General features: G+C 72.4%; 25 protein-coding genes. 6 read left to right on the top strand and 19 right to left on the bottom strand.

Going from position 1 to position 25,195, the window contains the following annotated elements; all coding sequences use genetic code 11:
- Positions 1-20 precede the first annotated feature (20 nt).
- Both EPO13_05275 and EPO13_05270 read left to right on the top strand, forming a co-directional pair.
- On the top strand, positions 21-272 hold the full coding sequence (locus EPO13_05275) for a DUF4242 domain-containing protein (GenBank protein TAK70350.1): 252 nt from the start codon (positions 21-23) through the stop codon (positions 270-272).
- A gap of 36 nt (positions 273-308) precedes the next feature.
- Positions 309-1,025, top strand: a complete 717-nt coding sequence (locus EPO13_05270; protein TAK70349.1) for a DNA-3-methyladenine glycosylase 2 family protein — start codon at positions 309-311, stop codon at positions 1,023-1,025.
- Here EPO13_05270 and EPO13_05265 read toward each other — a convergent pair.
- A complete protein-coding gene (locus EPO13_05265) occupies positions 1,006-1,512 on the bottom strand; it encodes a pyridoxamine 5'-phosphate oxidase family protein (protein ID TAK70348.1) in 507 nt (168 codons plus the stop codon). The two genes, EPO13_05270 and EPO13_05265, sit on opposite strands and share 20 nt — an antisense overlap.
- A gap of 128 nt (positions 1,513-1,640) precedes the next feature.
- On the opposite strand from EPO13_05265, the gene EPO13_05260 reads away from it, so the two are divergent.
- Positions 1,641-2,135: a transcriptional repressor gene (locus EPO13_05260; protein ID TAK70486.1), complete on the top strand. Its 495-nt coding sequence runs from the start codon at positions 1,641-1,643 to the stop codon at positions 2,133-2,135.
- Positions 2,128-4,311, top strand: a complete 2,184-nt coding sequence (katG, locus tag EPO13_05255; protein ID TAK70347.1) for a catalase/peroxidase HPI — start codon at positions 2,128-2,130, stop codon at positions 4,309-4,311. The genes EPO13_05260 and katG overlap by 8 nt, the downstream gene beginning before the upstream one ends.
- 126 nt (positions 4,312-4,437) lie before the next feature.
- Here the strand turns inward: katG and EPO13_05250 are convergent, their stop codons facing one another.
- The 3 genes from EPO13_05250 to EPO13_05240 all read right to left on the bottom strand — a co-directional run bounded on the left by EPO13_05250 (position 4,438) and on the right by EPO13_05240 (position 6,718).
- On the bottom strand, positions 4,438-4,911 hold the full coding sequence (locus tag EPO13_05250; GenBank protein TAK70346.1) for a GNAT family N-acetyltransferase: 474 nt from the start codon (positions 4,909-4,911) through the stop codon (positions 4,438-4,440).
- Positions 4,912-5,043: 132 nt separating this feature from the next.
- Positions 5,044-6,249: an RNA polymerase subunit sigma-24 gene (locus EPO13_05245; protein TAK70485.1), complete on the bottom strand. Its 1,206-nt coding sequence runs from the start codon at positions 6,247-6,249 to the stop codon at positions 5,044-5,046.
- 49 nt (positions 6,250-6,298) lie between these two features.
- Entirely contained in the window at positions 6,299-6,718 is a 420-nt protein-coding gene (locus EPO13_05240; protein TAK70345.1) for a transcription initiation protein, read from the bottom strand.
- A 195-nt stretch (positions 6,719-6,913) separates the two neighbouring features.
- Between EPO13_05240 and EPO13_05235 the strand changes: the two genes are divergently transcribed.
- Positions 6,914-8,074 carry a Fic family protein gene (locus EPO13_05235; protein ID TAK70344.1) on the top strand — a complete coding sequence of 387 codons (1,161 nt, stop codon included), beginning with the start codon at positions 6,914-6,916 and terminating at the stop codon, positions 8,072-8,074.
- Between the two features lie 398 nt (positions 8,075-8,472).
- Here EPO13_05235 and EPO13_05230 read toward each other — a convergent pair whose 3' ends face one another.
- Complete coding sequence (locus EPO13_05230; GenBank protein ID TAK70343.1) at positions 8,473-10,287, bottom strand: hypothetical protein; 1,815 nt, start codon at positions 10,285-10,287, stop codon at positions 8,473-8,475.
- A gap of 80 nt (positions 10,288-10,367) precedes the next feature.
- The gene (locus EPO13_05225) at positions 10,368-10,751 is read right to left on the bottom strand and encodes a cupin domain-containing protein (GenBank protein TAK70342.1); all 384 of its coding nucleotides are present in this window, start codon (positions 10,749-10,751) and stop codon (positions 10,368-10,370) included.
- A gap of 145 nt (positions 10,752-10,896) precedes the next feature.
- On the opposite strand from EPO13_05225, the gene EPO13_05220 reads away from it, so the two are divergent.
- Complete coding sequence (locus EPO13_05220; protein TAK70341.1) at positions 10,897-11,550, top strand: dihydrofolate reductase; 654 nt, start codon at positions 10,897-10,899, stop codon at positions 11,548-11,550.
- Between the two features lie 32 nt (positions 11,551-11,582).
- Here the strand turns inward: EPO13_05220 and EPO13_05215 are convergent, their stop codons facing one another.
- The 13 genes from EPO13_05215 to EPO13_05155 all read right to left on the bottom strand — a co-directional run bounded on the left by EPO13_05215 (position 11,583) and on the right by EPO13_05155 (position 25,193).
- The gene (locus tag EPO13_05215) at positions 11,583-12,218 is read right to left on the bottom strand and encodes a class I SAM-dependent methyltransferase (GenBank protein ID TAK70340.1); all 636 of its coding nucleotides are present in this window, start codon (positions 12,216-12,218) and stop codon (positions 11,583-11,585) included.
- A gap of 7 nt (positions 12,219-12,225) precedes the next feature.
- The gene (locus tag EPO13_05210) at positions 12,226-13,275 is read right to left on the bottom strand and encodes a winged helix DNA-binding domain-containing protein (GenBank protein TAK70339.1); all 1,050 of its coding nucleotides are present in this window, start codon (positions 13,273-13,275) and stop codon (positions 12,226-12,228) included.
- Entirely contained in the window at positions 13,272-14,576 is a 1,305-nt protein-coding gene (locus EPO13_05205; protein ID TAK70338.1) for a deoxyribodipyrimidine photo-lyase, read from the bottom strand. Before EPO13_05205 ends, EPO13_05210 begins: the two co-directional genes overlap by 4 nt.
- Before the next feature lie 27 nt (positions 14,577-14,603).
- Positions 14,604-15,545 carry a D-alanine--D-alanine ligase gene (locus EPO13_05200; GenBank protein ID TAK70337.1) on the bottom strand — a complete coding sequence of 314 codons (942 nt, stop codon included), beginning with the start codon at positions 15,543-15,545 and terminating at the stop codon, positions 14,604-14,606.
- A 112-nt stretch (positions 15,546-15,657) separates the two neighbouring features.
- Entirely contained in the window at positions 15,658-16,995 is a 1,338-nt protein-coding gene (locus EPO13_05195; protein ID TAK70336.1) for a PLP-dependent aminotransferase family protein, read from the bottom strand.
- 275 nt (positions 16,996-17,270) lie between these two features.
- Positions 17,271-18,377, bottom strand: coding sequence for an N-acetylmuramoyl-L-alanine amidase (locus tag EPO13_05190; protein TAK70484.1), 1,107 nt, complete (start codon positions 18,375-18,377; stop codon positions 17,271-17,273).
- Between the two features lie 58 nt (positions 18,378-18,435).
- Positions 18,436-18,759: a thioredoxin gene (gene trxA, locus EPO13_05185; GenBank protein TAK70335.1), complete on the bottom strand. Its 324-nt coding sequence runs from the start codon at positions 18,757-18,759 to the stop codon at positions 18,436-18,438.
- A 106-nt stretch (positions 18,760-18,865) separates the two neighbouring features.
- Entirely contained in the window at positions 18,866-19,876 is a 1,011-nt protein-coding gene (gene trxB / locus EPO13_05180; GenBank protein TAK70334.1) for a thioredoxin-disulfide reductase, read from the bottom strand.
- A gap of 152 nt (positions 19,877-20,028) precedes the next feature.
- On the bottom strand, positions 20,029-21,129 hold the full coding sequence (locus EPO13_05175) for a hypothetical protein (GenBank protein ID TAK70333.1): 1,101 nt from the start codon (positions 21,127-21,129) through the stop codon (positions 20,029-20,031).
- Positions 21,126-21,755 (bottom strand): RNA polymerase sigma factor SigM, encoded by a 630-nt coding sequence (sigM, locus tag EPO13_05170; protein TAK70332.1) that lies wholly within the window; start codon positions 21,753-21,755, stop codon positions 21,126-21,128. Before sigM ends, EPO13_05175 begins: the two co-directional genes overlap by 4 nt.
- Positions 21,756-21,851: 96 nt before the next feature.
- The gene (locus EPO13_05165) at positions 21,852-23,318 is read right to left on the bottom strand and encodes a hypothetical protein (GenBank protein ID TAK70331.1); all 1,467 of its coding nucleotides are present in this window, start codon (positions 23,316-23,318) and stop codon (positions 21,852-21,854) included.
- Positions 23,319-23,469: 151 nt separating this feature from the next.
- Positions 23,470-24,762 carry a hypothetical protein gene (locus EPO13_05160; protein TAK70330.1) on the bottom strand — a complete coding sequence of 431 codons (1,293 nt, stop codon included), beginning with the start codon at positions 24,760-24,762 and terminating at the stop codon, positions 23,470-23,472.
- Positions 24,759-25,193: a hypothetical protein gene (locus tag EPO13_05155; protein ID TAK70329.1), complete on the bottom strand. Its 435-nt coding sequence runs from the start codon at positions 25,191-25,193 to the stop codon at positions 24,759-24,761. The genes EPO13_05160 and EPO13_05155 overlap by 4 nt, the downstream gene beginning before the upstream one ends.
- Between the last annotated feature and the right edge of the window lie 2 nt (positions 25,194-25,195).

The raw sequence follows: 25,195 nt of genomic DNA, 5'->3' as shown, positions 1-25,195 counted from the left end.
GGTGCGGGTAGGAGGATCTGATGGCCCTGTTCATGGACGTTCACAGCTTGGGTGGCCCGGTCGAGCTCGGCGATGTCGAGAACGCGCACGTCGCCGACCTGAAGACGCAGGACCGGTACGGGGTGACCTATCAGCGGTACTGGGTCGACGAGGCCGCCGGCAAGATCTTCTGCCTGGTGGAGGCGCCCGACGCCGAGGCTGCGGCCAGCGTGCATCGGGAAGCGCACGGCCTCGTCGCCGACGAGATCTTCCCGGTGCGCGAGGGTTCCTGACGCGGTTAGGCTCGGCCGGTCGAAGCGGCGGGAGGGATGGCGGTGTCCCCTCCCGCGCGCTCCGGGACCGGCCGCGCACGCCCCGGGACCGGCCGTGCCGGTCGGGTCAGCCACCGTCAGGCGGCCACGGAGTTGGCGGGTCGCGACCCCGTGATCGCCGACCTGGTCCGCCAGGTGGGGTACCCGGTGGTGCCCGTCCCGCGGCAGAGCCACTTTGCGAGCCTGGTCCGCTCGATCACCCACCAGCAACTGGCGGGCGCGGCGGCCCGGACGATCCACGGCCGGGTCGTCGCCGCGCTCGGCGGGGAGGTGACGCCGGAACGGATCCTCGCGACCGCACCGCAGACGCTGCGGGCGGCCGGTCTGTCGGGGAACAAGCTGGCGTCGCTGTGCGACCTGGCCGGCAAGGTCGTCGACGGAACCGTCGTCCTCGACGCGCGAGGCCTGGCGCGGGAGAGCGACGAGGAGGTCGTGGCGCGGCTGAGCACGGTCCGGGGTATCGGGGTGTGGACCGCCCAGATGTTCCTGATCTTCCACCTGCGCCGGCTGGACGTCTGGCCGACCGGCGACCTCGGCGTACGGAAGGGGTACGCCGTGGCCTGGCGGGTTCCGCTGCCGAGCCCGCGGGCGCTGGCCGAGTTGGGGGACCCCTTCCGGCCGTACCGCAGTGTCGCGGCCTGGTACTGCTGGCGCGCCGCGGAGCTGCCACGTGAGGCGGCAGCCGAGGACGCGGCTAGTCCATCGCGAACGTGAACATCTTGTCCGGCACGATCACCGCGGCGACCGGGGCGATGCTGTCCAGCCATTCGGCGAACTGCGGGCCCTGCGTCGGCACGTAGTGGTCGAGCATCGCCTGCCGTAGCCGCACCCAGGCCGGGTCGGTCCCGTCGTACAGCTCGGCGCGGCCGTGGACGGTCACCGCCAGCTGTTCACCCGGCAGGTGCGTGGCGGTGACTGCCGGCCGGGATTGCAGGTGCCGCAGCCGGACCGAGTCCGGTCCGGTGCTCACGTGGAAGCGGCCGTGCAGGAAGTAGCCGTCGATGGGGGCGCCGATCGGCCGGCCGTCCGAGGTCACCGTGGCCATGGTCAGCAGCACCATGCCCTGCAGACGTTCACAGACCTCATCGGCAGTCAGCCGCCGCTCGTCGGTGATGATGTCGCGCAGGTGCGGCCCGGCAGCGGCCATGCTGCGGTCCAGCAGGCGTTGCAGCTCGGCACGCTCTGCCGCGGTTTCGTCCATGGCCGATTTCACCACGCTTGCTCGCCGCCTTGTTCGCCGCGCTGATTCGCCCAGCTGACGCGAGCCTGCCAAGGCTCGTTCGGCGGAAGTTCTTGATTCATTCAAGTGTGTGGGCCACCCTGGGCAAGGTGCTGGCGACTGCGGAGCATGAGCACGCGTTGCGGGGAGCGGCCCTGCGGGTGACCCGGCCCCGGCTCGCCGTGCTGGCCGCAGTGCATGCCCATCCGCACGCCGACACCGAGTCGATCATCGCCGTGGTCCGCGGAGAGCTCGCCGAGATCTCGCACCAGGCCGTCTACGACATCCTGCGGGCGCTCGCCGGCGCGGGCCTGATCCGCCGGTTCCAGCCGATGGGTTTCGTCGCCCGGTACGAAGCCCGGGTGGGCGACAACCATCACCACGTGGTGTGCCGCTCGTGCGGTGTCATCGCCGACGTGGATTGTGCGGCCGGGTACGCACCCTGCCTGTCGCCGGCCGGCGATTCGTCCTTCGACATCACCGAGGCGGAGGTCATCTACTGGGGCCGGTGCCCGGAGTGTGTCCAGGCAGAGAACGTCCTGACAGGTCAAGGCGAACAGTCATCAGCCCAGCCACCCAGACAGGAGATGGACCGACGTGTCTGAGAGCGAAAACCCGGTAATCCCGTCCCCGAGCCCGGCGCCGGCGCGACCCCGCACGAACCAGGACTGGTGGCCCAACCAGCTGAACCTGCAAGTGCTCCACCAGCATTCACCGCGGGCGAATCCGATGGATCCGGGTTTCGACTACGCCGCAGAATTCGCGACGCTCGATGTCGACGCGCTCAAACGCGACGTGATCGCGGTGATGACCGACTCGCAGGACTGGTGGCCGGCCGACTACGGCCACTACGGGCCGTTGTTCATCCGGATGAGTTGGCACGCCGCCGGGACGTACCGCATCGAAGACGGCCGCGGCGGTGGCGGCAGCGGTGCGCAGCGTTTCGCGCCGTTGAACAGCTGGCCGGACAACGCCAACCTGGACAAGGCACGGCGGCTGTTGTGGCCGGTCAAGCAGAAGTACGGCCGCAAGATCTCCTGGGCGGATCTGTTGGTGTTCGCCGGCAACTGCGCGCTGGAGTCGATGGGCTTCACCACCTTCGGGTTCGGTTTCGGTCGGCCGGACGTCTGGGAGCCCGACGAGGTGTTCTGGGGTCCGGAGGACACCTGGCTCGGCGACGAGCGCTACAGCGGCGACCGCGAGCTGTCCGGTCCGCTCGGCGCGGTCCAGATGGGTCTGATCTACGTGAACCCGGAGGGCCCCAACGGCAACCCTGACCCGCTGGCCGCTGCCCGGGACATCCGGGAGACGTTCCGCCGCATGGCAATGGACGACGAGGAGACCTTGGCGCTCATCGTGGGCGGCCACACATTCGGCAAGGCCCACGGTGCGGTCGATGCGCAGTACGTCGGCCCTGAGCCGGAGGCGTGCCCGGTCGAGGGGCAGGGCCTCGGTTGGCACAACAGCCACGGCAGCGGCCGCGGCGTGGACACCATCACCAGCGGCCTGGAAGGCGCCTGGACGAACCACCCGACGACCTGGGACAACGGCTTCCTGGAGAACCTGTACGGCTACGAATGGGAGTTGACGACCAGCCCGGCGGGCGCGAAGCAGTGGACGCCGACCGATCCGGCTGCCCAAGACACGGTGCCGGACGCGCATGACCCGGCGAAGCGGCACGCACCGATGATGCTGACGACGGACCTCGCGATGCGGCTGGACCCGGCGTACGGCCCGATCGCACAACGCTTCCGCGAGAATCCCGACCAGCTGGCCGACGCCTTCGCCCGCGCCTGGTTCAAGCTGCTGCACCGGGACATGGGACCACGATCGCGCTACCTGGGGCCGTGGGTGCCCGAGCCGCAGTTGTGGCAGGACCCCGTGCCGGCCGTCGACCACGACCTGGTCAGCGACGCCGACGTCGCAGCCCTCAAGGCGAAGCTCGTCGGCTCCGGTGTATCGGCAGCGGCCTTGATCCGGACTGCCTGGGCGTCGGCGGCCAGTTTCCGCGGCACGGACAAGCGCGGCGGGGCCAACGGGGCGCGGATCCGGCTGGCACCGCAGCGGGACTGGGCGGTCAACGACCCGGCGGAGTTGGCCGACGTGCTGGCCACGCTGAGCGGAATCCAGGCGGAGTTCAACGACGGGCAGTCCGGCCGGACGCGGATCTCGCTGGCCGACCTGATCGTCCTGGGCGGCTGCGCGGCCGTCGAGCAGGCCGCCCGCGCCGCCGGGCACGACATCACGGTGCCGTTCGCCCCGGGTCGGACCGACGCGTCGGCCGAGCAGACCGATACCGAGGCGTTCGCGGTGCTGGAACCGAGGGCCGACGGCTTCCGCAACTACCTGCGGGACGGCGAGAAGCTGCCGCCGGAGACGTTGCTGCTCGACCGCGCCAACCTGCTGACGTTGACCGCGCCGGAGATGACGGTGCTGGTCGGTGGACTGCGGGTGTTGCAGGCCAATGCCGGCAACAGCGACCTCGGCGTCTTCACCGACCGGCCCGGAGTGCTGACCAACGACTTCTTCACCAACCTGCTGGACGCGGGCACCCAGTGGAAGGCGTCGGCGGAGACGGAGAACGTGTACGAGGGTCGCGATCGCGGTACCGGGGAGGTCCGCTGGACGGCCACTGCCGTCGACCTGGTGTTCGGCTCGCACTCGCAGTTGCGCGCGATCAGCGAGGTGTACGGCGCCTCGGACGGCCAGCAGAAGTTCGCCCAGGACTTCGTGGCCGCCTGGGACAAGGTGATGAACCTGGACCGCTTCGACCTGCGGTGAGTTGCCCAGCGCGGGCCGGCCTGGGGATTCCGAGCCGGCCCGCGCCGCGCTGTCGCGAGCCGCGTCGCATGGCCGTCACGTCGACCGCCGCGCGCTCGACGATTCCTGTGGTCCTCGGGTGTGGTCCTAGCTCGGTTCGAGTTCCTGCCAGAAATAGCGGGCGCGTTCGCCGGTCGCCGGTTCGATGTCGAGGAAGCCGTGCCGGCGGTAGAACCGCTGGGCGGCCACGTCGCTGTCGTCGACGTTGATCTCGACTAGTTCCGCGCCGCGGTCACGGGCCGTCGACAGCAGCAGCTCGACAACGGCCGTGCCGATTCCGTTGCCGCGCAGCGCGGGTACGACGTACAGCTCGTCGAGGAGCGCGACCGGCCCGTCGTACCAGACGTTGCTGCGCAGGGTGACCAGCGCGACGGCGATGGCCGGCTCGCCGGCGAGAATGGCGAACGTCCGTTCAGCGGCGAGCAGGACGGCGAGACGCCCGGCGAGCACGTCGACGCCGGGGGACGCCGTATCGAACTCGGTATTGAAGTCGTGCAGCAGCGTGGCGACGACGACGGCGTCGCCGGCTGTGGCCAGCCGCGGCGGGTACGCGGAACTCATCGCCAAAGATGCTAGGCCGACCGGCTCGTCGCCCGCACGTCCAGCAAGGCCGGCCAAGGGCCGGCTCCGCCGTCTGCACGGCCACGAGGCCGGCTACATGCCCGGCCGGCGTGATTCGGTTTGCCACGCGAGCTAGGGCTCGCCGAGTTCCCGGAGTTTGCGTGCCAGGACGCCCCGTTCGGTGGTGTTGCTGCACCGGTCCAGCGCCGTACCCAGCGCGGACCGGGCGTCGTCGTACCGGCCGAGTCGGGTGAGCAGTTCGCCACGAACCGCGGGTAGGTGATGGGAGCCGGCCAGGTCGCCGCGGGCCGCGATGGCGTCCAGTAGCGCCAGTCCGTCGGCGGGACCGGAAGCCATGGCGACCGCGACGGCGTGATTGAGATCGACCACCGGCGACGGGGTCAGCCGGGCGAGCGCCGCGTAGTGCGCGACGATGCGCGCCCAGTCGGTGTCGGCGACCGACGGGGCGACCGCGTGACACTCCGCGATGGCGGCCTGCAGCCCGTACGGGCCCAGCCCGCGGCCGGCGTCGGCATGCGCCAAGGCGGCGCGACCGCGGCGGATCGCGGCGGAGTCCCAGCGACGGCGGTCCTGGTCGTCGAGGAGGACCGGTTCGCCGGCAGCGTCGAGGCGGGCGGGGAACCGGGCGGCGGTGAGTTCCAGCAGGGCGAGCAGGCCGTACGCCTCGGGTTCGGGCGCCAGCCGGGTCAGGATCCGGGCCAACCGCACCGCTTCGCCGGCGAGGTCGGTGCGGATCCAGGCGTCGCCGCGGGTGGCGAAGGAGCCTTCGGTGAAGATCAGGTACACGACCTGCAGGACCGAGCCGAGACGGTCGCGGCGCTCGTGCGGTTCGGGTACGGCGAACGCGACGCCGGAGGCCGTCAGCGCCTTCTTCGCCCGGGTGATGCGGGCCTGCACGGTCGCCACCGGGACGAGGAAGGCCGAGGCGATCTCGTCGGTCCCCAGTCCGCCGACCACGCGCAGGGTGAGGGCGATCCGGGACTCCTTGGGCAGCACCGGGTGGCACGCGATGAACATGAGCGCCAGGACGTCGTCGTCGATCGCGTCCGGGTCGAACAGCGCGTCGGCGCCGGGCACCTGGTCGTCGAGGTCGTGGGCGAGGGCGGCGTAGCGAGTGTCGAGGGCAGCCCGCCGCCGGAACGCGTCGATGGCGCGGCGGCGGCCGACGGTGAGCAGCCACCCTGCCGGCTGGGCTGGTACGCCGTCGACCGACCAGGACACCAACGCCTCAGCGACCGCCTCTTGCGCAAGGTCTTCGGCGAGAGCAACGTCGCCGGTGTACCGGGCGAGGGCGCCGACGATGCGGGCGGATTCCATGCGCCACACCGCGTCGAGGGCGCCCTGCGCCTCGGTGGTTGCCACGGTCCTACAGCTGTCCGGTCCGTTCCCGCCAGGTGCGCTCGAGCTGGACCCAGTGGTTGTCCTGTGGGAACTCGTCGATGGTGGGAATGCGGCGGATCTCGGTCTTGCTGCCCGGCGTCACCGGAGCGCGCTTGGCCCACTCGATGGCTTCCTGCTGGGACGCGACCTGCAGGATGTAGAAGCCGAGGAACAGTTCCTTGGTCTCCCCGTACGGTCCGTCGGTGACGACGGGGGTCTCGCCGGAGAAGTCCACCACGACTCCTTCGGCGGGATCGTCGAGTCCTTCGGCGGCCAGCAGGACGCCGGCACGGATCAGTTCCTCGTTGAACCGACCGACCCGCTCGATCATCTCGGTGAAGTCGGCCTCGCCCAGCGCGGCGAGGGTCTCGTCGGTCGCGCGCCAGATGAGCATGTACTTGGCCATGTCGTACCCCTCGGGTCCGGAAGGTCGCCTGCCGACCTTCTCACCGATAGGTCGAACGGGACGCGCGTGGATCGACACGAAGCGGCCGGGACGGGAACTGCCTGGCCGCGGTCTGCTTGTCCCAATGTCTCTATTCTTGCGACATCGCCCGGCCTTCCTTACTGTGTCCTAAGAATAGAGACATAGGGACATTTGATGATCTTCGAGTCGCCGTCGATCAGCCCGGAGGACCAGCGGGTCCTGCAGGAAATCCACACGATGCGGGCCGGCCTGACCGAGCACCTGCGAACACCGCGCCGGTGGTCAGGAGGCCTACGGCGCCATGCCCTGGCCCAGGCAATCCGCGGTTCCAACAGCATCGAGGGCTACGTCGTGGAGGTGGATGACGCGGCCGCCGCCGTCGACGACGAGGAGCCGCTCAGTGCCGACGATCAGACATTTGCCGAGATCCGTGGCTACCGGCAGGCACTCGGCTACGTCCTGGCCATGGCTCCCGACGAGCACTTCGCGCTCGACGCTTCCGCGATACGCAGCATGCACTTCATGCTGCTGGGACACGACCTGTCCAAGTCCCCGGGCCGCTACCGCACCGGGACAATCTATGTGCGTGACGACGCGAGCGGCGACGCGGTGTACGAGGGGCCGGATGCCGCCCTGGTGCCCAGCTTGGTCGACGAGTTGGTCGAATCACTGACCAGCACCGCGAATGACGCCCTCGTCCAAGCAGCCATGGCGCATCTCAACCTCGTCATGATCCACCCGTTCCGTGACGGCAACGGCCGACTGGCTCGGGCATTGCAGACCCTGGTCCTGGCCCGGCGCGGGCTGGCAGATCCGACCTTTTCCAGCATCGAGGAGTGGCTCGGCGCCAACACGGCCGACTACTACCGCGTCCTGGCCCACACCGGCGCGGGGGCATGGCATCCCGACCGGGACACAGCCCTGTGGGTCTGCTTCAACTTGCGCGCCCATCACATCCAGGCCCAGACACTGCAGCGCCGTATCGACCAAGCCGTGGCTATGTGGACGGCGATCGACGAACTGTCGGCTGACCATCGACTGCCCGAACGGGCCGGACTCGCGCTCTACGAGGCGGCGCTCGGCTACCGGGTGCGCCGTCCGACGTATGTGAAACGCGCCGAGGTGGAGGAACGCACGGGCAGCCGCGACCTGAAGCAGCTCGTCGAGCTCGAGCTACTCCGACCGGTCGGCGCGACCAAGGGTCGCCACTACGTGCCGGGACCCGCCCTGACGCGCGTGCAAGAGGCGCGCCAGGCAGCGCGGACGCCGATCCGAGATCCGTACCCGTGGCTCCCGGCGCGACTTGCCCAGCCCACTCCGGCCGAGCAGGGCTGAGTCTCCACGGCCTCACGTGCGGCGGGCGCTATCGCGTGGCCCCATCGGGCCAGTTCGACAGCCCAATGCGGTCGACCACCTTGAGCGACGGGCCTGGTGGAGCGCCGCAACCACGACACCGATCGACTGCCTGCCTGATCGACCTCACTGCGACGTTCGGAGCCTCAGCCGCATCCCGGAAGTCCGGACGCGGTAAACCCTTGGAGTTGGTCGCGACGCAACTTGTAGCGGTGCAGGCCGTCTGGGCCTTCGCCGTCGTCATCCTCTCCAAGGACATGTCGAGTACGGCGTCGTCGGCATCGGGACTGAAGCTGCTTGAGCGTGGTGGTGGCTGGCTCGTGGCCGCGTGCCAGCGGCACCGCTCGATGATCACCATCGCTTGGGCCGTCTGGCTGGGCTTACTTCGCCGTCGACAACACCCACCCGAGTGGGCGATCCACGTCGGACTCGTAGCGGCACTCGAAACCCGTCCGGATCCGGTCTCGCAGCTGGCGGCCGAGCCAGGGATCGGCCTCGGCAATGGCCGCCAACGCGGCCACGATCGCCTTGCGCACCGCGACCCGCGCCCGCTCGGCGTTCGAGCCCGTCGCCCGAGGGCGCCCGCCCAGCCCCGTCCCACCCGCCAGATACGACGCGATCGCGTCCCGCTCCTCGCGCAGCGCCGGTCGCTCTGTCCGGGCGAGTTCGGCGTCGAGCTCCGCCACCTTGGCCGCCAGGATCCGTCGCGACCTCTCGTCGAGCACATCGAGCCCGTCCTGCTCCACCACGGCACCGCTGGTCAGCATCAGCGCCGACACGTCGGTGTCCGGGTTGCTCAGTAACACATGCAGATGTGCCAGCCCGCGCAGCCGCGGCAGCACGAACGTCGCCCCCTCCCGTCCGACCAACCACAGCCCGCCCGGCTGTTGGCACAGGTGCACCACGACACGATCCGACACGACGCGGTCAGACACGGCGCCGTCGGCGGACGTAGCCGATGTCCGCAGTGCGTCGTCCAGCCGGTCCCGCCACCAACGCGCCCCGATCCGTTCGTACGTCGCCAGCGCCGCCGCCTGGTGGCGGGCCGACGTCTTTGCCTCTCCGAGAACGGCATACGCCCGCGCCAGGACGTCGTCGGTGACCCCGTGCCACATGACCGCACCGGCGTTGACCACCGAACGACCGGCGTACGGCGCCAGCAACGCGGCTGCGGCCTGGACGATCTCGACGTCACCGACGGCCAGTGCGCCTTCCAGAACGCATTGGACGGTCAGCAGCCAGTCGCTGTCGCGCGGCAGTCCGGCCAGCACCGGCGGCGTGAACGCGCCGACCATCTCCGCGACCTTGTCGAGGCGGCCGGCGCCCGACCACACCACCGCGGCCTCGGCCCGGACACCGGCGACACCGAACTGGACCGCATACGCCTCGTACGCAGCGGCTTCGGCGGCACAGCCGGCGGCGTCGCCGGCGAAGAGTGCCGCGTAGCCGCGCATCGCGTGCAGCACCGCGTCCGCGTCCGGGATCACCGCCGTACCCGCTGCCACCTCCGCCCGCTGCACGAGAAGCGGAGCGACCGAGACGTTCTGCCGCAGCAGTTCCAGCGGCAGGCGGCGGCTGGCCGCGAAGAACTCCGCCCGCGGCGATTCCTCGGCCACCAGCTCGATCGCCCGCATCGACCGGTGCATCCGCGGCAGGTCCAGCACCTCCCACGCCACCGTGAGCGACCAGACGTGCGCCTGCAGCCGTGCGTCCGGATCGCTCAGGTGGGCCACGACGTCGCCCAACCGGACCGCCCATTCCCGTCGTACGGCGAGATCGTCGGGGCCCCAATGCGACGCGAGCGCCGCATCCAAGGCGTCGGCCAGGAGCGCCGGGTCCTCATCCCGTTCGGCCAGCTGTAACGCCTCGACGGCGAACGGCTGCGCCCGGCGAGACTCGTTGGCGTACGCCCAGCAGCGGGCCAGCGCCGCCGCGAGCCGGCATCGCAGCGCCGGGTCATCGACCGCTTGGTAGGCCGCGTGCAGCCGGATCGGCAGGACGCCCGGCGTCACGTTGTACTGCTGGCCGCGTGCGAGCCCGAGCACGGCGGCCGCGTGGCTTGCGAGGTCTCCCTGCCGGGACGCGAGGACGGCTGCCTGATCGAACAGCGACAGGGCGGTCCGGCCGTCGCCGCGGGACCACGCCTGCTCGGCCGTGGCCAGCAACGACGGCACGGCCGCCGCGTCGTTCGCCATTCCGTGAGATTACGGTCCGGGCCGCAGCAGGTGAATCTGTTTGCCGTGCCGCCGACGAAACCCCCGTCAGTGAGCAACCGTCACGTGCCTGCCTGCGCCAGGGCCTCGATGTTGCGGCCGATGACGGCCATCACCGGTTGCAGATCCGCGGACCGGCTGAACTCCACCAGGGACGTGCCGGCCGCGATGAGCGGGCGGTGCCCGGGAGGCGCGACGTACGCATCGCCCTCGACGTACGTCTCCTCCCGGTCAGGCCACCGGAACGTGAGCTGGCCCGACGTCACGTACCCGACGTGTGAGCAGGTGCAGGCGTCGCCGGGCAGGCCGCGGAAGTACGGCGCGACGTCGAGGTCCTGCTTGAACGTCTCGAACGCCACCGTGTAGTCGCCGAGCTCGGCGTAGCGGCCCTCGACGACGTCCAGGTCGATGCCGACGGGGGTGGTGGAGCGGGATGCGCTGGGCATCGGAGCCTCCTGGGGGTGAGTGGGTGCTGTCACCCCGAAGGCGTGAGGTCCGGCGTCACATCGTGCCGCGCGCCGGACGGTGCCGGGCCGCCTTGACGGTCGGTGGCCGTCACTACGCTCGTCACCGGATCTGTCTGGAGGAGCGATGGTCGTACGCGCTGACATGGGAATCTCGTGGGACGGCTTCGCCACGGGGGAGGGCCAGGCTCGGGACGCGCCCTTTGGGCACGCCGGCACCCGCCTGATGGAGTGGATGGTGGGTACGGCGACCTTCGGCGTCCACGTCCTCGGCCAGGATCCGGCCGCCACCGCCGGGACGCGGGGAGTGAACGATGCCTTCGTCGCCCGCCAGTTCCGGGGGATCGGTGCGGAGATCATGGGCTCGCACAAGTTCGGACCGCCGGGCTGGCACCAGGACCCGGAATGGCGCGGCTGGTGGGGGGAGAACCCACCGTTCCACTCCCCGGTGTTCGTCCTCACCCACCATCGACGCGATCCGCTGCCGATGGCCGGCGGTACGACGTTCCACTTCCTCGACGCCACGCCCGAGGACGCGCTGGCGGTGGCGACCGAGGCCGCCGGCGGACTGGACGTGCGGATCGGCGGTGGCCCGACGACCGTCCGACAGTTCCTGTCCGCCAGGCTGATCGACGTCCTGCACGTCGCGATCGCTCCGCTCGTCCTGGGCCGCGGCGTCCGGCTCTGGGACGATCTGGAGGGACTCGAGGTGGACTACGACGTGGAGAGCGTGGCCGCGCCGCAGGGCGTCGTGCATCTGACGTTGACCCGCCACCGCTGACACACGCTTCGACGCACCGCGAGGGCAGCGCCTCAGCGACGCCGCACGAGCGTGACCGCATCGCTCAGGACGGCCCGCTCGCCATCGGGCGCGGTCGCCTCCCGGCTGCGGACTTCGTTCACCACCGTCTCCCAGCCCCCGGGTGTCAGGTCGAGCGCCGCGAGTTCGGCCGCAGGTCCCAGCAGCGTCTCGTGCCCGTGGTCGCGGTGCCGCGACCACGGCGGGACCTCGGCGTGGCCGACGACGAGCAGCAGTCCGCCCGGTCTCACCGCGGCCGCCGCGCGCCGCAGGATCGCTGTGCGCGGCAGGTCGATGGTGGAGTGGAAGAAGCAGGCGGACACCAGGTCGTAGCTCTCCGGCGGATCCCACGTGCTCAGATCCGTTGTCACCCAGGTGATCCGGTCGTCGCCGATGCCGCGGGCCGCGGCGGCCGCGGCCGCCCGGCTGATCGCCGTACCGGACACGTCGACGCCGATGACCCGCCAGCCCTGTTCGGCCAGCCAGATGCCGTCGCCGCCCTCGCCGCAGCCCAGATCCAGTGCCCGTCCCGGCGGAATCCCCGTGATCGTCGCGACCAGCGCGGCGTTCGGCCGGCCGGACCAGATGCGGTCGCGTTCGGCGTACCGGTTGTCCCAGTGGGCGGCCGGATCAGTGTCGTCTGTCGCCATCGTCGCCTCAGTCTGCCGGTAGGTCCACGTCGCGGCCGAGGAACCGCAGTACCTCGCGACCGTCGGCGTCCAGCGCCGCGTTCACCTCGGGGTCGATCGGCTCCAGCGGTCGTACGGCGAGCCGCGAACCGGTGAGGGACCAGACCGCGACCGCCCGGCCGTCCACCATCGCGAACGGCCGGAAGAGCCCGTTGTCGGTCACGATTCCTTGGTGCGCACCGACGATCGTCTCCCGTGACACCCAGCCGAGCAGGGACGGGTCGAAGGAACCGAGCAGCCGGGGCGGCGGCAGCTCCGCCGCGCCTGGATGCCCCGGCAGCCGGAGCAGGCCGCTGCCTTCCCACGGTGTCGTGCGGACCGCGGCCAGGCCGCGGCGAGCGTTTCCCAGCGTGATCCCGGCCCACCGCGCGAGGTCGGCGGCGTCGGCGGGCCCGTGACCGGCCAGGTAGCGCCGCGCCAGCTCGGCCAGCGCCACCTCCGGCTCGACCGGCGCCGGTGGCCGGCCCAGCCAGTCGCGTACCAGCACGAACGCGTGCTCGGTGCCAAGCAGCGGACCGCGGACGACCAACCCGCGGATCGTGGCCAGCAGCAGCAGGTGCGGCAACGCCTGGCCGACCACCCGGATCCCCGCTGCGGCAAGAGCTTCCCGGAGCTGCGCCCGCGTCATCGGGCCGTTGGCGGCGAGCGTCTGCTCGACGACCTCGACCCCGCGGTCGGCCTCGTCCGGACCGACCTGTTCCTGAGCCAGCCGCCGCAGATTGCCCACCGACAACTGCGGCGTCGTCAACGGGTGCAGCCACCAGTAGTCCTCGGCGAGGACGAGGTGCAGCGTGCCGCGGTTCAGTGTCGTGACGACCACCGACCGGTCCTCGGTCAGTGCCCGGTCCACGTCCGCCGCGGTGAGCCCGGAACTACGGGCGCGGACGGCCAGTCGCATACCGCGGGGATCCTGCGCCTGGACCGCCAGCAGCCGCCGTACGACGTCGGTCACCCGCCGTGCCGGCCGCCCGGCGAGCAACTGCGCGGTGAGCCGTTGCGCGAGCAGGGATCTCGTCATCGACTCGACGGTGGTTCGACGATCGGCGGCGGGTAGTCGCCGGGGCGGTCGGCATCCGGCAGTCGCCACGGCTGGTGGACGTACCGGGCCGGGACGTCGGACAGTTCGGGAACCCACCGCCGGACGTACTCGCCGTCGGCATCGAAACGTTCGCCTTGCCGTACGGCGCTCAGTCGCCGGTTCGGGCGCGAGTCCGTCCCGGTACCGGCGACCCACTGCCAGTTCAGTGCGTTGTTCGCGATGTCGCCGTCGAGGAGGTACCGGAAGAAGTGCGCGGCGCCCCCCTGCCACGGCACGCCCAACGTCTTGGTCAGGAAGCTGGCGGTGACCATCCGGGCCCGGTTGTGCATCCAGCCCTCGCCTAGCAGCTGCCGCATCCCGGCGTCCACCAACGGGTATCCGGTCAGCCCATCCCGCCAGGCCGGTACGGCGTCGCCTCCGGCTGGCCCGGGCGAGGGCAGGCCGGCCGGGCGCGGCCGGTAGTCGCGCCAGGCGAGCCGGGGGTCCCGGGCCAGCAGCTGGTAGTGGAAGTCGCGCCAGGCCAGCTGCCGCAGGAAGTCCTCGGCCGCCGCGCCGCGCTCGGCGGCCCGGGTCGTCACCTCGGTCGCCGACAGGCAGCCGAAGTGCAGGTACGCCGACAACCGCGACGTCCCGTTCGCCGCGAGGATGTCGCGCTGCTCGCCGTACTCGGCCAGGCCGTGCGACAGCCATCGGGTGAGCCGGGCGCGGCCCGCGGTCTCCCCGCCGGCGAATCCGTCGAGCGGGTCACGCTCCGGCAGGGCTTCGGAGACCACCTCGGGGGTGCTGAGGCGGTGCGGCACCGCCGCTTGCGGTCGGTACGGCTGCTCGGACCAGCGGCGCCAGTACGGCGTGTAGACCGCGTAGTGGTCCGATCCCGAGGGCACGACGGCGCCCGGCTCGACCACGGTATGGACACCCGGATGCAGCCGAAGTTCCCGCCGTTGCCCGCCCAACTCGGCGGCCAGGCGCCGTTCCCGCCGCCGGGCGAAGGAACTCGCGTCGGCCGCCAGGTGCACCGTGGCCGCGCCGACCTGTTCGGCAACCCGGCCGACCTGGTCGACGGTGTCGCCGCGGCGGATCACCAGCCGGCTGCCCCGCTTGCGCAGCGCGTCGTCGAGATCGTGCAGGCAGTCGGCCAGGAAACGGCTGCGGAACTCGCTGCGCTGCGCTGCCGGATCCAGCACGTACAGCGGGACGACCTGATCGGTCGCCGCAGCGGCCAGCGACGGGTTGTCGTGCAACCGCAGATCGCGGGTCAACAGCACGATGTCGACCGTCACCGGCGCTCCCTTCGGTCGACGATGGACTCAGGGCAGCCGGGCGACAGCGCGCTCGACCAGGGCGGCCATGACGGCGCCGACGTCGCGGCCTGAGCCGCCGAGCGCGAGCGGATAGGTCGAGGTCTCGGTCATGCCCGGTGCCACGTTCACCTCGAGGAACCAGACGTCACCGGCGGCGTCGACGACCACGTCGCTGCGCGACCAGTCCCGCAGGCCGAGCGTGGTGTGGGCCAGCACGGCGACCTCGGCCGCCTGTGCCAGAACGGCTTCCGGCAACCGACCGGGCACGAAGAACTCCGTGGTGCCGGCGGTGTAGCGGGCGGCGTAGTCGTAGAAGCCGCCGTCGGGCACGACCTCCACCGGTGCGAGCGCGACCGGCCCGGAGCCGTTGTCGAGCACCGACACCGCCAGTTCCGTGCCGGCGATGAACTGTTCGACCAACGCGACGTCGCCGTACGCGAACGCCCCGACCATGGCCGCCGGCAGTTCCGCGGCGGTCCGGACCACCGCGGCTCCCAGGGCCGAGCCGCCCTTGGTCGGCTTCACCACCAGCGGCAGGCCGATCCGGCGTACCAGGGCCTCCAACAGGGCAGGCGCCCCGAGGTCACGAAACGTCGCGTGCGGCAAGGCGACCGCGTCGGGGGTGCGGCCGCCGGCGCGCCGGATCAGCGTCTTGGCCACCGGCTTGTCGAACGCCAGCCGGCAGGCCTGCGCCCGGGAGCCGACGTAGGCCAGGTCGAGGGACTCCAGGACGTCGCGCAGCGCGCCGTCCTCGCCGGCGGCACCGTGCAGCAGGGGGATCACGGCGCGGGGACGGAACGCGACCAGTTCGGCCAGCAACGAGGCGTCGACGTCACGTTCGACGGTGTCGACTCCGGCCGCGCGCAGCGCGTCGGCCACCCGCCGTCCGGACCGGATCGACACGTCGCGTTCCGGCGACAGCCCGCCGGCCAGGACAAGGATGGTCATACCGGCTCCCCGGGTGTCGGCCCCGTCGGAGGCACGGTGGTCAGGCGGACTGGGCGCAGATGGGAAGAACTGCGGTGCAACGGATTCGCCCGGCCGGAGGGATGCCCCACGGCTAGGCGAGGTCGGGAGCAGGCGAGGCCGGGCCGGGGCCCGGGGCCGGACCCCGGCCGGTGCCGAACGTGTGCGCGAGGACCAGTTCGGCCTCGACGACCGTCGCCAGCCGCCGTACGCCTTCGCGGATCCGGTCCGGGTCCGGGTAGCAGTAGGACAACCGCAGTGACTGCCGGCCCTGCCCGTCGGCGTAGAAGCCGGTGCCCGGGACGTACGCGACGAGGTTGGCCACCGCGCGCGGCAGCATGGCCGTCGCGTCGAGACCCTCGGGCAACGTGACCCACGAATAGAACCCGCCGCCGGGCACCGTCCACGTCGTCCCGGCCGGCATCTGCGCGGCAAGGGATTCCAGCAGCGCGTCGCGGCGCTCGCGGTAGAGCTCGCGATACGCCTTGATCTGTTCCCGCCACGGCTGGGTCGCCAAGAACTCCGACACCGCCAGTTGGGAGAAGTTCGACGGGCACAGCACCGCGGCCTCGGCTGCCAGCACGAGCTTCTCGCGGACCCCGTGCGGTGCAACCGCCCAGCCCACCCGCAGGCCCGACGCGATCGTCTTGGAGAAGGAGCCGAGATAGATCACACCCTCGGCGTCGTCGGCCCGTAGCGCTCGCGGAACCCGGCCGTCCCAGCTGTCCCCGACGCCGCCGTCGAATCCGAGCATGCCGTACGGATCGTCCTCGACCACCAGAAGACCTGCGGCACGGGCGATCTGCAGGATGTCGCGGCGTCGCTGCGGTCCTTGCGTCACGCCCGCGGGATTGTGGTACGACGGGATCGTGTAGAGCAGTTTGACCCGTTTGCCGGCGGCGGCAGTCGCAGCGATCGCCGCCTGCAGCGCAGCCGGTTCCAGGCCCTCGTCGTCCATCGGGACGTGGACGACGTCGCACTGGTACGAGGCGAAGACGCCCAGCGCGCCGACGTACGACGGCGCCTCGACGAGCACCACGTCGCCCGGGTCGCAGAACACCCGGACCACCAGATCGAGCGCCATCTGCGACCCCACGGTCACGATGACGTCGTCGGGATGGGTGGCGACACCGACCTCCCGGACGTACTCGGTGATCTGCTCGCGCAGGTGCTCGTCACCCTGGCCGGCGCAGTACTGCAGCGCGACCGGGCCCCGCTCGCGCAGCAGCCGGGACATCATGTCGGCCAGGGCATCCAGCGGGAGAGCCTGCACGTACGGCATGCCGCCGGCCAGCGAGACCACCTCGGGCCGGTTGGCGACCGAGAAGAGGGCACGGATCGCCGACGCGGTCATCCCCCGGGTCCGCGCGGCGTACGCGTGCACCCAGGGGTCGAGCCGGGAGCCCGCGGGCTCCGGCATGCCGCCGGCCATCGATGTCACCTCCTGTGGGTGACTACCATGCCTCATCGAGGCGCGGAGGTGCGTGTGCGGGTGCTTCGCTGGATCCTCGTGGCGACCGGTCTGGCCGTACTCGGCCTGATCGCGGGCTTCGTCGCGGCGCTGCTGCGGCCGCAGGCCCCGAAGCGGCGCCCGGCCCGTGACGCCAGCGCTCCTGCCACCGGTGCCGACGCCGAGGACTGACCGCCCGGCCCGCCCTGACCACCCCGACCGCGGGAATGGGAGCCGGGCCAACCGGTGAGCCGGGACTACTGGGGGGCGAAGAAGCGGACGACGGCGGCCGCGACGCCCTCGGCCACCGCGTCGACGAAGCCGGGATCGGCCAACCGCTGGGCGTCCCCGGGATGGGACACGTACCCGCACTCCAGGCGTACCGCCGGCATCCGGGTGAGCCGCAGCAGGTCCCACGACTTGGCGTGACTGCGGCAGTCCAGCAGGTCGGTCCGGCCGACCAGTTCGTCCTGGACCAGTTCGGCCGCCGTACGGCCGAGCACCGAGTACGCCCGGCCGAGGCCGTCGCCGAAGTAGAAGGTCGCCACGCCGTGCGCGGCGGGGTTCGGGGCGGCGTCCACGTGCAGGCTCAGCACCAGGTCGGCGCCGGTGTCGTTGGCGAAGTGGGCGCGCGCCGCCTCGTCCATGACGGCGTCGACCTCGCCGGTCCGGGCCCGCGTGAGCAGCACCTGGGTACCGATGGCCTGCAGCCGGCCCTCCACCCGAGCGGCGATCTCGTCCACCACCACGGCCTCGATGAGGCCGTGGCCGTGGTGACCCGGGTCCTCGCCGCCGTGACCGGGGTCCAGCACGACGACCTTGTCACGGACCCCGGTGCGCAGGTCCTGCAGCGCGACGGCCTGCCGCAGCGCATCCGGCTCACCGCCGACGACGGTGCGGCTCAGCCGGTCCAGCGCCTTGAACGTCGCGGGGCCGCACGTCCCGTCGGGGTCCACCCCGACGCCGCGCTGGAACTCCCGCAGCGACGCATCCGTCAGCGGCCCGAACACGCCGTCGACTCGGCCGCAGTCGAAACCGAGATCGGCCAGCCGCCGCTGCAGGCCGGCCACGTCGTCGCCGGAGACCAGATGCCCCGGCGCGTACGACAGGATCCGGTCGCCCAGCCGCCAGCGCGCCTCTTCGAGGCGGCGGAACGTCTGCGGACCGACGATCCCGTCGACGGTGATGCCGCGCTGCTGCTGGAAGTGGCGGACCGCGGCGTCCACGGTGTCGTCGAACAGCGCCTGGTCCGGATCACGCAGCGGCGCCGGATCGGCTGCCACCAGCCCGAGCCGCGAGAGCCGGTCGCGCACTTCGGCGACGGCGGGCCCGCGCTGGCCCCGGCGTACGACGGTGCCGGCCACCGTCCCGCTCACCCGGCGGTTCGACAGGCAGCGGGACAGGACCCGGCCGGCACGCGGCCTACAGGAAGGACGACAGGTCGTTGAGCAGGGCAGCCTTGGGCTTGGCCCCGACGATCTGCTTCACCCGCTGACCGCCCGAGTAGACGATCATCGTCGGGATCGAGGTGATGCCGTACGCAGCTGCGGTCTGCGGGTTCTCGTCGACGTTGAGCTTCACGATCGTGAGCTTGTCGGCGTTCTCCGCGGCGATCTCCTCCAGGACGGGGGCGACCATCTTGCAAGGACCGCACCACTCCGCCCAGAAGTCGACGAGCACGGGCTTGTCGCTCTTGAGGACGTCGAGGTCGAACGTCTCGTCGGTGACGGCCTTCGCTGTGCCCACCGGGGCCTCCTTCAGTCGTGCCGACGGGTATCCCCGCCGGTCCCACCCCGGGATCGTCCGGGGAGTTCGGATTGGGACGGCCTGCGGGCGGTCCCAGGGTACGGCGTCAGGCGGACGCACCCACGCCCTCGACGGGCGCGAGTCCACCGACGGGGACAAGGCCAGCCACTCCGTCGAGCGCCGCCAGGAACCGTTCGGCGTCCAGCGCCGCCGCGCAGCCGCTGCCAGCCGCGGTCACCGCCTGGCGGTAGGTGTGGTCGACGAGGTCGCCACAGGCGAAAACGCCGCTGAGGTTGGTCCGCGTCGAGCGACCCTCGACCAGCACGTAGCCCTCGTCGTCGGTGTCGACCTGGCCGCGCACCAGCTCCGATCGCGGGTCGTGACCGATCGCCACGAAGACCCCGGTCACCGCGAGGTCACGGGTCGCCCCGGTGACGGTGTCCCGCAGCACGAGGCCGGTGACCTTCTCGTCGCCGAGGACGTCGACGACCTCGCTGTTCCACGCCACGTCGACCTTGTCGTTGGCGAACGCGCGGTCCTGCATGATCTTGCTGGCGCGCAGCTGGTCGCGGCGGTGCACCAGCGTCACGGTGTCACCGAACCGGGTGAGGAACGTGGCCTCCTCCACGGCGGAGTCGCCGCCGCCGATCACCGCGATGTGCTGGCCGCGGAAGAAGAAGCCGTCACACGTGGCACACCACGACACCCCGTGGCCGGCCAGCCGCTTCTCGTTGGGCAGCCCGAGTTCGCGGTAGCCCGACCCCATCGCGAGGATCACCGCGTGAGCGCGATGCTCGCGCCCGGTGCCGTCGACGACGAGCTTGACCGGACCGGTCAGGTCGACCCGTACGGCGTCGTCGGTGATCAGTTCGGCGCCGAAACGCTCGGCCTGCGCCCGCAGGTTCTCCATCAGCACCGGGCCGGTGATGCCGTCGGGGAAGCCGGGGAAGTTCTCGACCTCGGTGGTGTTCATCAGCGCCCCGCCGGCGGTCACGGACCCCTCGAGCACGAGTGGGTGCAGGTTGGCGCGGGCGGCGTAGATCGCCGCGGTGTAGCCCGCCGGGCCGGATCCGATGATGACCAGGCTGCGGACCTGGTCGGTGCCGACCTCTGACACGGGATGCTCCTGATCTGCTGGCGGGCGTGCTGCGCGAACAACGATCCCAGGTCGTGGGTCATTCCGCGGCCGGGGCCGCCCGGGCGCGCGTCGTACGCCGGATCCGCCGTACCGCACGATGAGGTGGGCTGCGACCTGCCGAGCGGACCTCGCTAGCGAGCCACCCGGACGAAGTAGCGCACGTCCTGGTCGCCGCGTGAGCACGCCAGGCCGACCACCCAGACGTCCACCTTGGCCGGGTCCGGCATCGCCAGGACGACGACGACGGCGGCCGAGCCGCCGTACGTCCCCCGGTCGACCAGCAGCGCACGCTGCACCGGGTCGCCGGTCAGGCCGGTCACACAGTCGCGCAGCGCCGTGGAGTCGGTGGGCAGATCGTGTTGCAGCCGCGCTCCGGTGCCCACGGGCGGGCCGGTCGGGTCAGGCCGCGGCGGGGTCGTGGTGGCCATCGGGGCGGGGCCGCTGGCGGCCGGACCGGTCGGCGCTACGCCGGTCCCGGAGGCGGACGGGGCCGCCGGGGTCCCGCCAGGCGTCATCGCCGCACTGCCCGACGAGGGCAGCGCAGCCAGGGCGGGCGGCGAGACCGGGACACGGTGGCTGACCAGCATCGTCTTGACCTGGTCGACGACGTTCTCCTGGCTGTACGCCGTCCCCGACGTCCCGGTGACCACCGCCGCGGGGCTGCCGGAGTCCACGCCCGGGCTCGCGGTCGGGTCGCCCGACGCAGCGGTCGTGCCGGGATCGCCGAGTCGCGGCGCCAGCAGGACGCCGGCCCCGGCGACGACGGCGATACCGGCGGCGGCGGTCAGGATCGGCAGCAGCCGGCCGCGACGGCGGGCAGTGAGGTCGGTGACCGGACCGGCGTGCCGGCCAGGCCGTGCTGCGGCGCGCTCGCCGGTCTGCGCTGCCCGTGCGGACTCGGCCTCTATGGACGCTGGATCCGTGGACTCGGCGTCTGTGGACTCGGCCCCTGGAGACGCTGCCTCTGGGGACGCTGCCCCTGCGGACCCGGACCCGGGCTGCCCGGCCGGCGTCGCGGTACGGGCGGCGGCTGCGGCCGCCAGCGCGGCGTCGAGTCGGGTCGCCACGGCCGCAGGAAGTTCGGGCGTGCCCAACGAGGCCAACGTGTCACGGACGAACGCGTCGTCGGCGTCGCTCAGGGCGGGCAGCGGCAGGAGGTCCTCGGGGACCGCGGCAGCCGGGTCGTCGGGAACCGGCGGCTCGGCCGGCCGGTCGGGGCGGTCGGGGGTCACAGCGCTACGTCACCTCCCTGCACATCCGCCGAACGGTCGGGTCGTGTGACGGCCGCGGTCCCGTCGGGGTTCCGGAGGTGCGCCAGCGCGGTCGCGAGCTTGGCCCGGCCGCGGAACGCGCGGCTCTTCACCGTCCCGGTCGGGCACTGCAGGATCGCCGCGGCCTCCTCCACCGAGTACCCCTCGACGTCGATGAGGACGACCGCGCCGCGCTGTTCGGGCGGCAACTGCGCCAGCGCCGCCACGATCTCCCACTGCAACTCGCTGTCGCTCACCTGGTCGCGGGGCTCGACCAGTTGCCGGGTCGTCTCACCGTCGTCGTCCGGCAACGGGTCCGCCGGCCGGGCCCGGCGGCGGCGCAACCGGTCCAGGCAGGCGTTCACCACGATCCGGTGCAGCCAGGTCGTGACCTGGGCGTCGCCCCGGTAGCTGTCCGCGCGGCGGAAGGCCGACAGCAGGGCGTCCTGCAGCGCGTCCGCCGCCTCCTCCGGATCGCCGAGGGTCCGCAACGACACCGCCCACAGCCGTGATCGATGCCGCCGGACGAGTTCGGCGAAGGCGTCGGGGTCGCCGGCCACGTGGGCGGCCAGCAGCGCGGCGTCGGGGGTGGCCGCGTCGGGGTACATCGCCGGGCAGCCTAGGTGCTGCAGCGCTCGCGGATGCGGAGGCCGCCTCGGGTTGTGCGGTGCGGCGATTCGCCGCGCCAGCGCCCGGTCGGCAGGTCAGCCGCTGAGGGCGACGGTGCGCACGCCGCCCTGGAAGCCGTTGGTGGTCGGCGGCAGGCGCTTGAACCACAGCAGGACGTAGCGGGCGGTGACCGGGGTGGAGGACCGCAACGTCACCTGGGTACCGGCACCGCGCGCCCGGGCGAACAGCGTCAGTCCCGCCGGCAGCGCGCGGGGACTGGCGACGATCCGGTCGTCCTCGGCCGTCAGCACCTGCACCGTGCTGCCGTTGCCGACCAGGCCCACCACGATGCTCGACACCGGTCGCGGCGAACCGAGGTCCAGCAGCAGGCCGACGCCGCGCTTGCCGCTCAGCGCGGGCTGCGGATAGATCGCTGTGCGCCAGGCGGTCTGGGCCGCGGCGGGTACGCCGGCGGTGCTGTCGATCGCGTCGCGGGCCAGTCGCGGCCGGGTGGCGCGGTTGCCGTACGGGTCGTACGACGTTGCCGTGAGGACGGCCAGTGACGTCTCGCCGCCGCCGGCCGGCGGGGCGGTCGACGCGGTGGCCGACGGTCGCGGATCCTCCCCGAACACACTCACCGGGTCGACCTTGCGCGCCGCGTCCGGCGGCGCCGACGCCCCGTTCGCGGTCGCCATCGACCACCCGAGCAGACCCATACCGACCGCGACGACGATGCCGACCAGGACACCGGCCGACCGGCGGACCGCGGTGGCGGGGTTCCGGGTGACCGCGGGGCGGTGGACCCGTTCGGCTGCCCGGGCCAGGCCGGCCGACAGCGACGGCATGTCGGCGTACGGCGTCTTGCCGTGCCAGCTCTGGTCGGGCAGCAGCGACCGTACGGTGACCTCGTCCAGCATCTCGGGCAGGTCGGCGGTGACCCGCGACGGCGGCAGTACCCGGTGGCCGAGGACCGGCGCCGGGGGCAGCACGTCGATGGGGTCGCCGGGCCAGCGGCGGGTCAGCCCGGCGTACAGCAGCGCGCCGACCCCGTGCAGGTCCGCCCGCAGCGGGTCGGCGACCGGCGACACCCCCCACAGCACCGCGTCCACGCCCAGCCCCCGCAGCCGTACGTCGCCGCTGTCGCTGATGAGCACGCACGACGGCCGCAACCGCCCGTGCGCGACGCCCGCGGCGTGCGCGGCCTGCAGCGCACGAGCCACTTCCAGGGTGGTGCGCGCGACATCCATCGGGTCCGGCTGGTCCGGCAGGGTGTCCAGCCACGGCCGGCCGGGGATCCACTCGGTGACCACGGCGAGGTCGTCGCCGGTCTCCAGGACGTCGAGGACCTGCACGATCCGGTTGTCCGCGACCGTCGCCGCCGCGCACGCCGCCCGCTTCAGATCCGCCGACCGCGGGTCCCGCAGCGGGATCAGCCGGATGCCGACCGGGCGGTCCAGCGCGGGGTCCGTCGCGCGCCACAGCGTCGAGCCCTGACCGGCGGCCACGAGGTCGGCCAGCAGGTAGCGGTCGACCGACCGCGGCGGGGAAGGCGGGACGGACACAGGTCGAGGCTAAGCCGCGCCACGGCCGGCGCGCACACGCGCACAGCCGTCGGCGCGTTGCACTTCGGTACCGACGCCCGAGCCGTACGCCGCTGCCGGCCGGCCGAACCGGGTGGCAGAGCCACGCGACGCAGGCTCGACGGGTGGGCCGTCAGGCGGCCCGGCCGGGCCGCATCGCGCCGATGAGTCCGGACGTGTACACCGCCGCGACCCGCACCCGGTCCCCGGTGTGCGGCGAATGCACCATCAGGCCGTGCCCGAGGTAGAGCGCGACGTGGTGGATCGTCGCCGGGTTCGACCGGTCGTACGCCCAGAACAGCAGATCGCCGGGGGCGATCTGCGCCAACGGGATCCGTTGGCCGGCCCAGTACTGCTGACGCGACACCCGTGGCAGGGAGTAGCCGGCGACGCTGAAGACCCGCAGCATGAAGCTGGAGCAGTCGAATCCCACGGTGGTGTCCGCGGCGCAGGCGCCGCTGTCGGTCCGGCCGTCGTCGGGTGCCGAGCTCGAGCACCAGCCGGTCGACGGGCCGTTCACTCCGCCGCCGCCGGCGGAGTACGGCGTCCCGAGCCACCGCTTCGCCTCGGTCAGCGCTGCGGCGGCGTACGGCGTCGCCGGTGCGGCCGCCGCCTCGGCGATCGACCGGTCCATCGCGGCGACCTCGTCGGCCGGCGCCGCCACTGGCCCCGCGGTCGGCAGGCTGGCGGCAGCCTGCGCCTCCGCCTGTTCGGCCGCCATCAGCCGCAGCATGTCCGCGGTGGCCGAGCGGAGCAGCGCGTCGACCTGGCCGGCCAGGACCGCGGCGCGGTCGGCGGCGTCGTGGGCCTGTTCGGCGTACGCCGCCTGCTGCTCGGTGGACATCGACCGCTGCTGCTGCAGCTGCTGCGCGGCGGCGAGGGCGTCCTGCGCGGCACCGATGTCGCCGCCGGTCCCGGCGACCACGCTGCGGACCGCGGCGGCGCGGGATGCCACGTCGGCCAACGAGTCGCCGCCGAGGACGGTGGCGTACAACGCCGGTGCGCCACCGGCCATGTACAGCTGGCGTGCGGTCCGGGCGGTGCGGGACCGGGCGGCGGCCACCGTGGCTGTCAGCGCGTCGACCTGTTGTGCGCCAGCGAATTCCGTGTCCGCCGCGGCGGACAGGGCCGTGGTGGCCTCGACGTACTCCTCGACCGCGAGTTCCTGGCGGTCCCGCAACTGGTCGACGGCCGCCTGCAGCGCCCGGGCCTGCGCGCGCGCCGCGGCGAGGTCGGCCGAGCCGGTCGGTCCGGCCGGATCCGCGGCAGCGGGCCGGGCGAGCGGAATCGTCCCCAGGACGGCAGCGGCCAGCGCCAGGCCGAGGGTGGCGCGGGCAGCAGTACGCCGCATCGCCGCCCCGGGCCGTCGTCCAGGGGACGCTGCACTGTGTCGGGGTTCCTGGGCGCGGCCGAACGGATCGGTCACGCGGAGTCCCGTGCGGTGGCGGTCGCCTCGGCCTGCGGCAGATCGCGAAGCCAGGGCAGCCGGCCCAGCACGATCGTGGGGGCGGTGTCGGTCACGTGCGCGGTGACGCTCGCGTCGGCGGAGACGGTCAGCTGATCCGGCGCCAGGACCACCCCGACCCGGACCGCCTCCGCGCTGGCCGCGTCCCAGGCGCGGCGCCAGACCGCCGTCGGCACGACCCGGGCGCTTCCGGCGATGGCCTGCGCACCGGCCCGCGCGACCTGCGAGGCGGCATCGGCGACGGCCATCCGGTTCCAGCCGATCGAGCCGAGGTCGATGGCCAGTACGCCGAGCAGCCCGAGGACGACGACCACCCGCGTCAGCCAGCCCAGCACGATCTCGCCGCGGTCGTGCCCCGACCGCGGCACTCGCGCGTGCTGCGGCGGGGCCATGC

This window comes from Actinomycetota bacterium (assembly GCA_004297305.1).
Taxonomy (GTDB): domain Bacteria; phylum Actinomycetota; class Actinomycetes; order S36-B12; family FW305-bin1; genus FW305-bin1.
The sequence above is the reverse complement of the archived record's forward strand: the minus strand, read 5'-3'. Positions and strand labels throughout refer to the sequence as shown.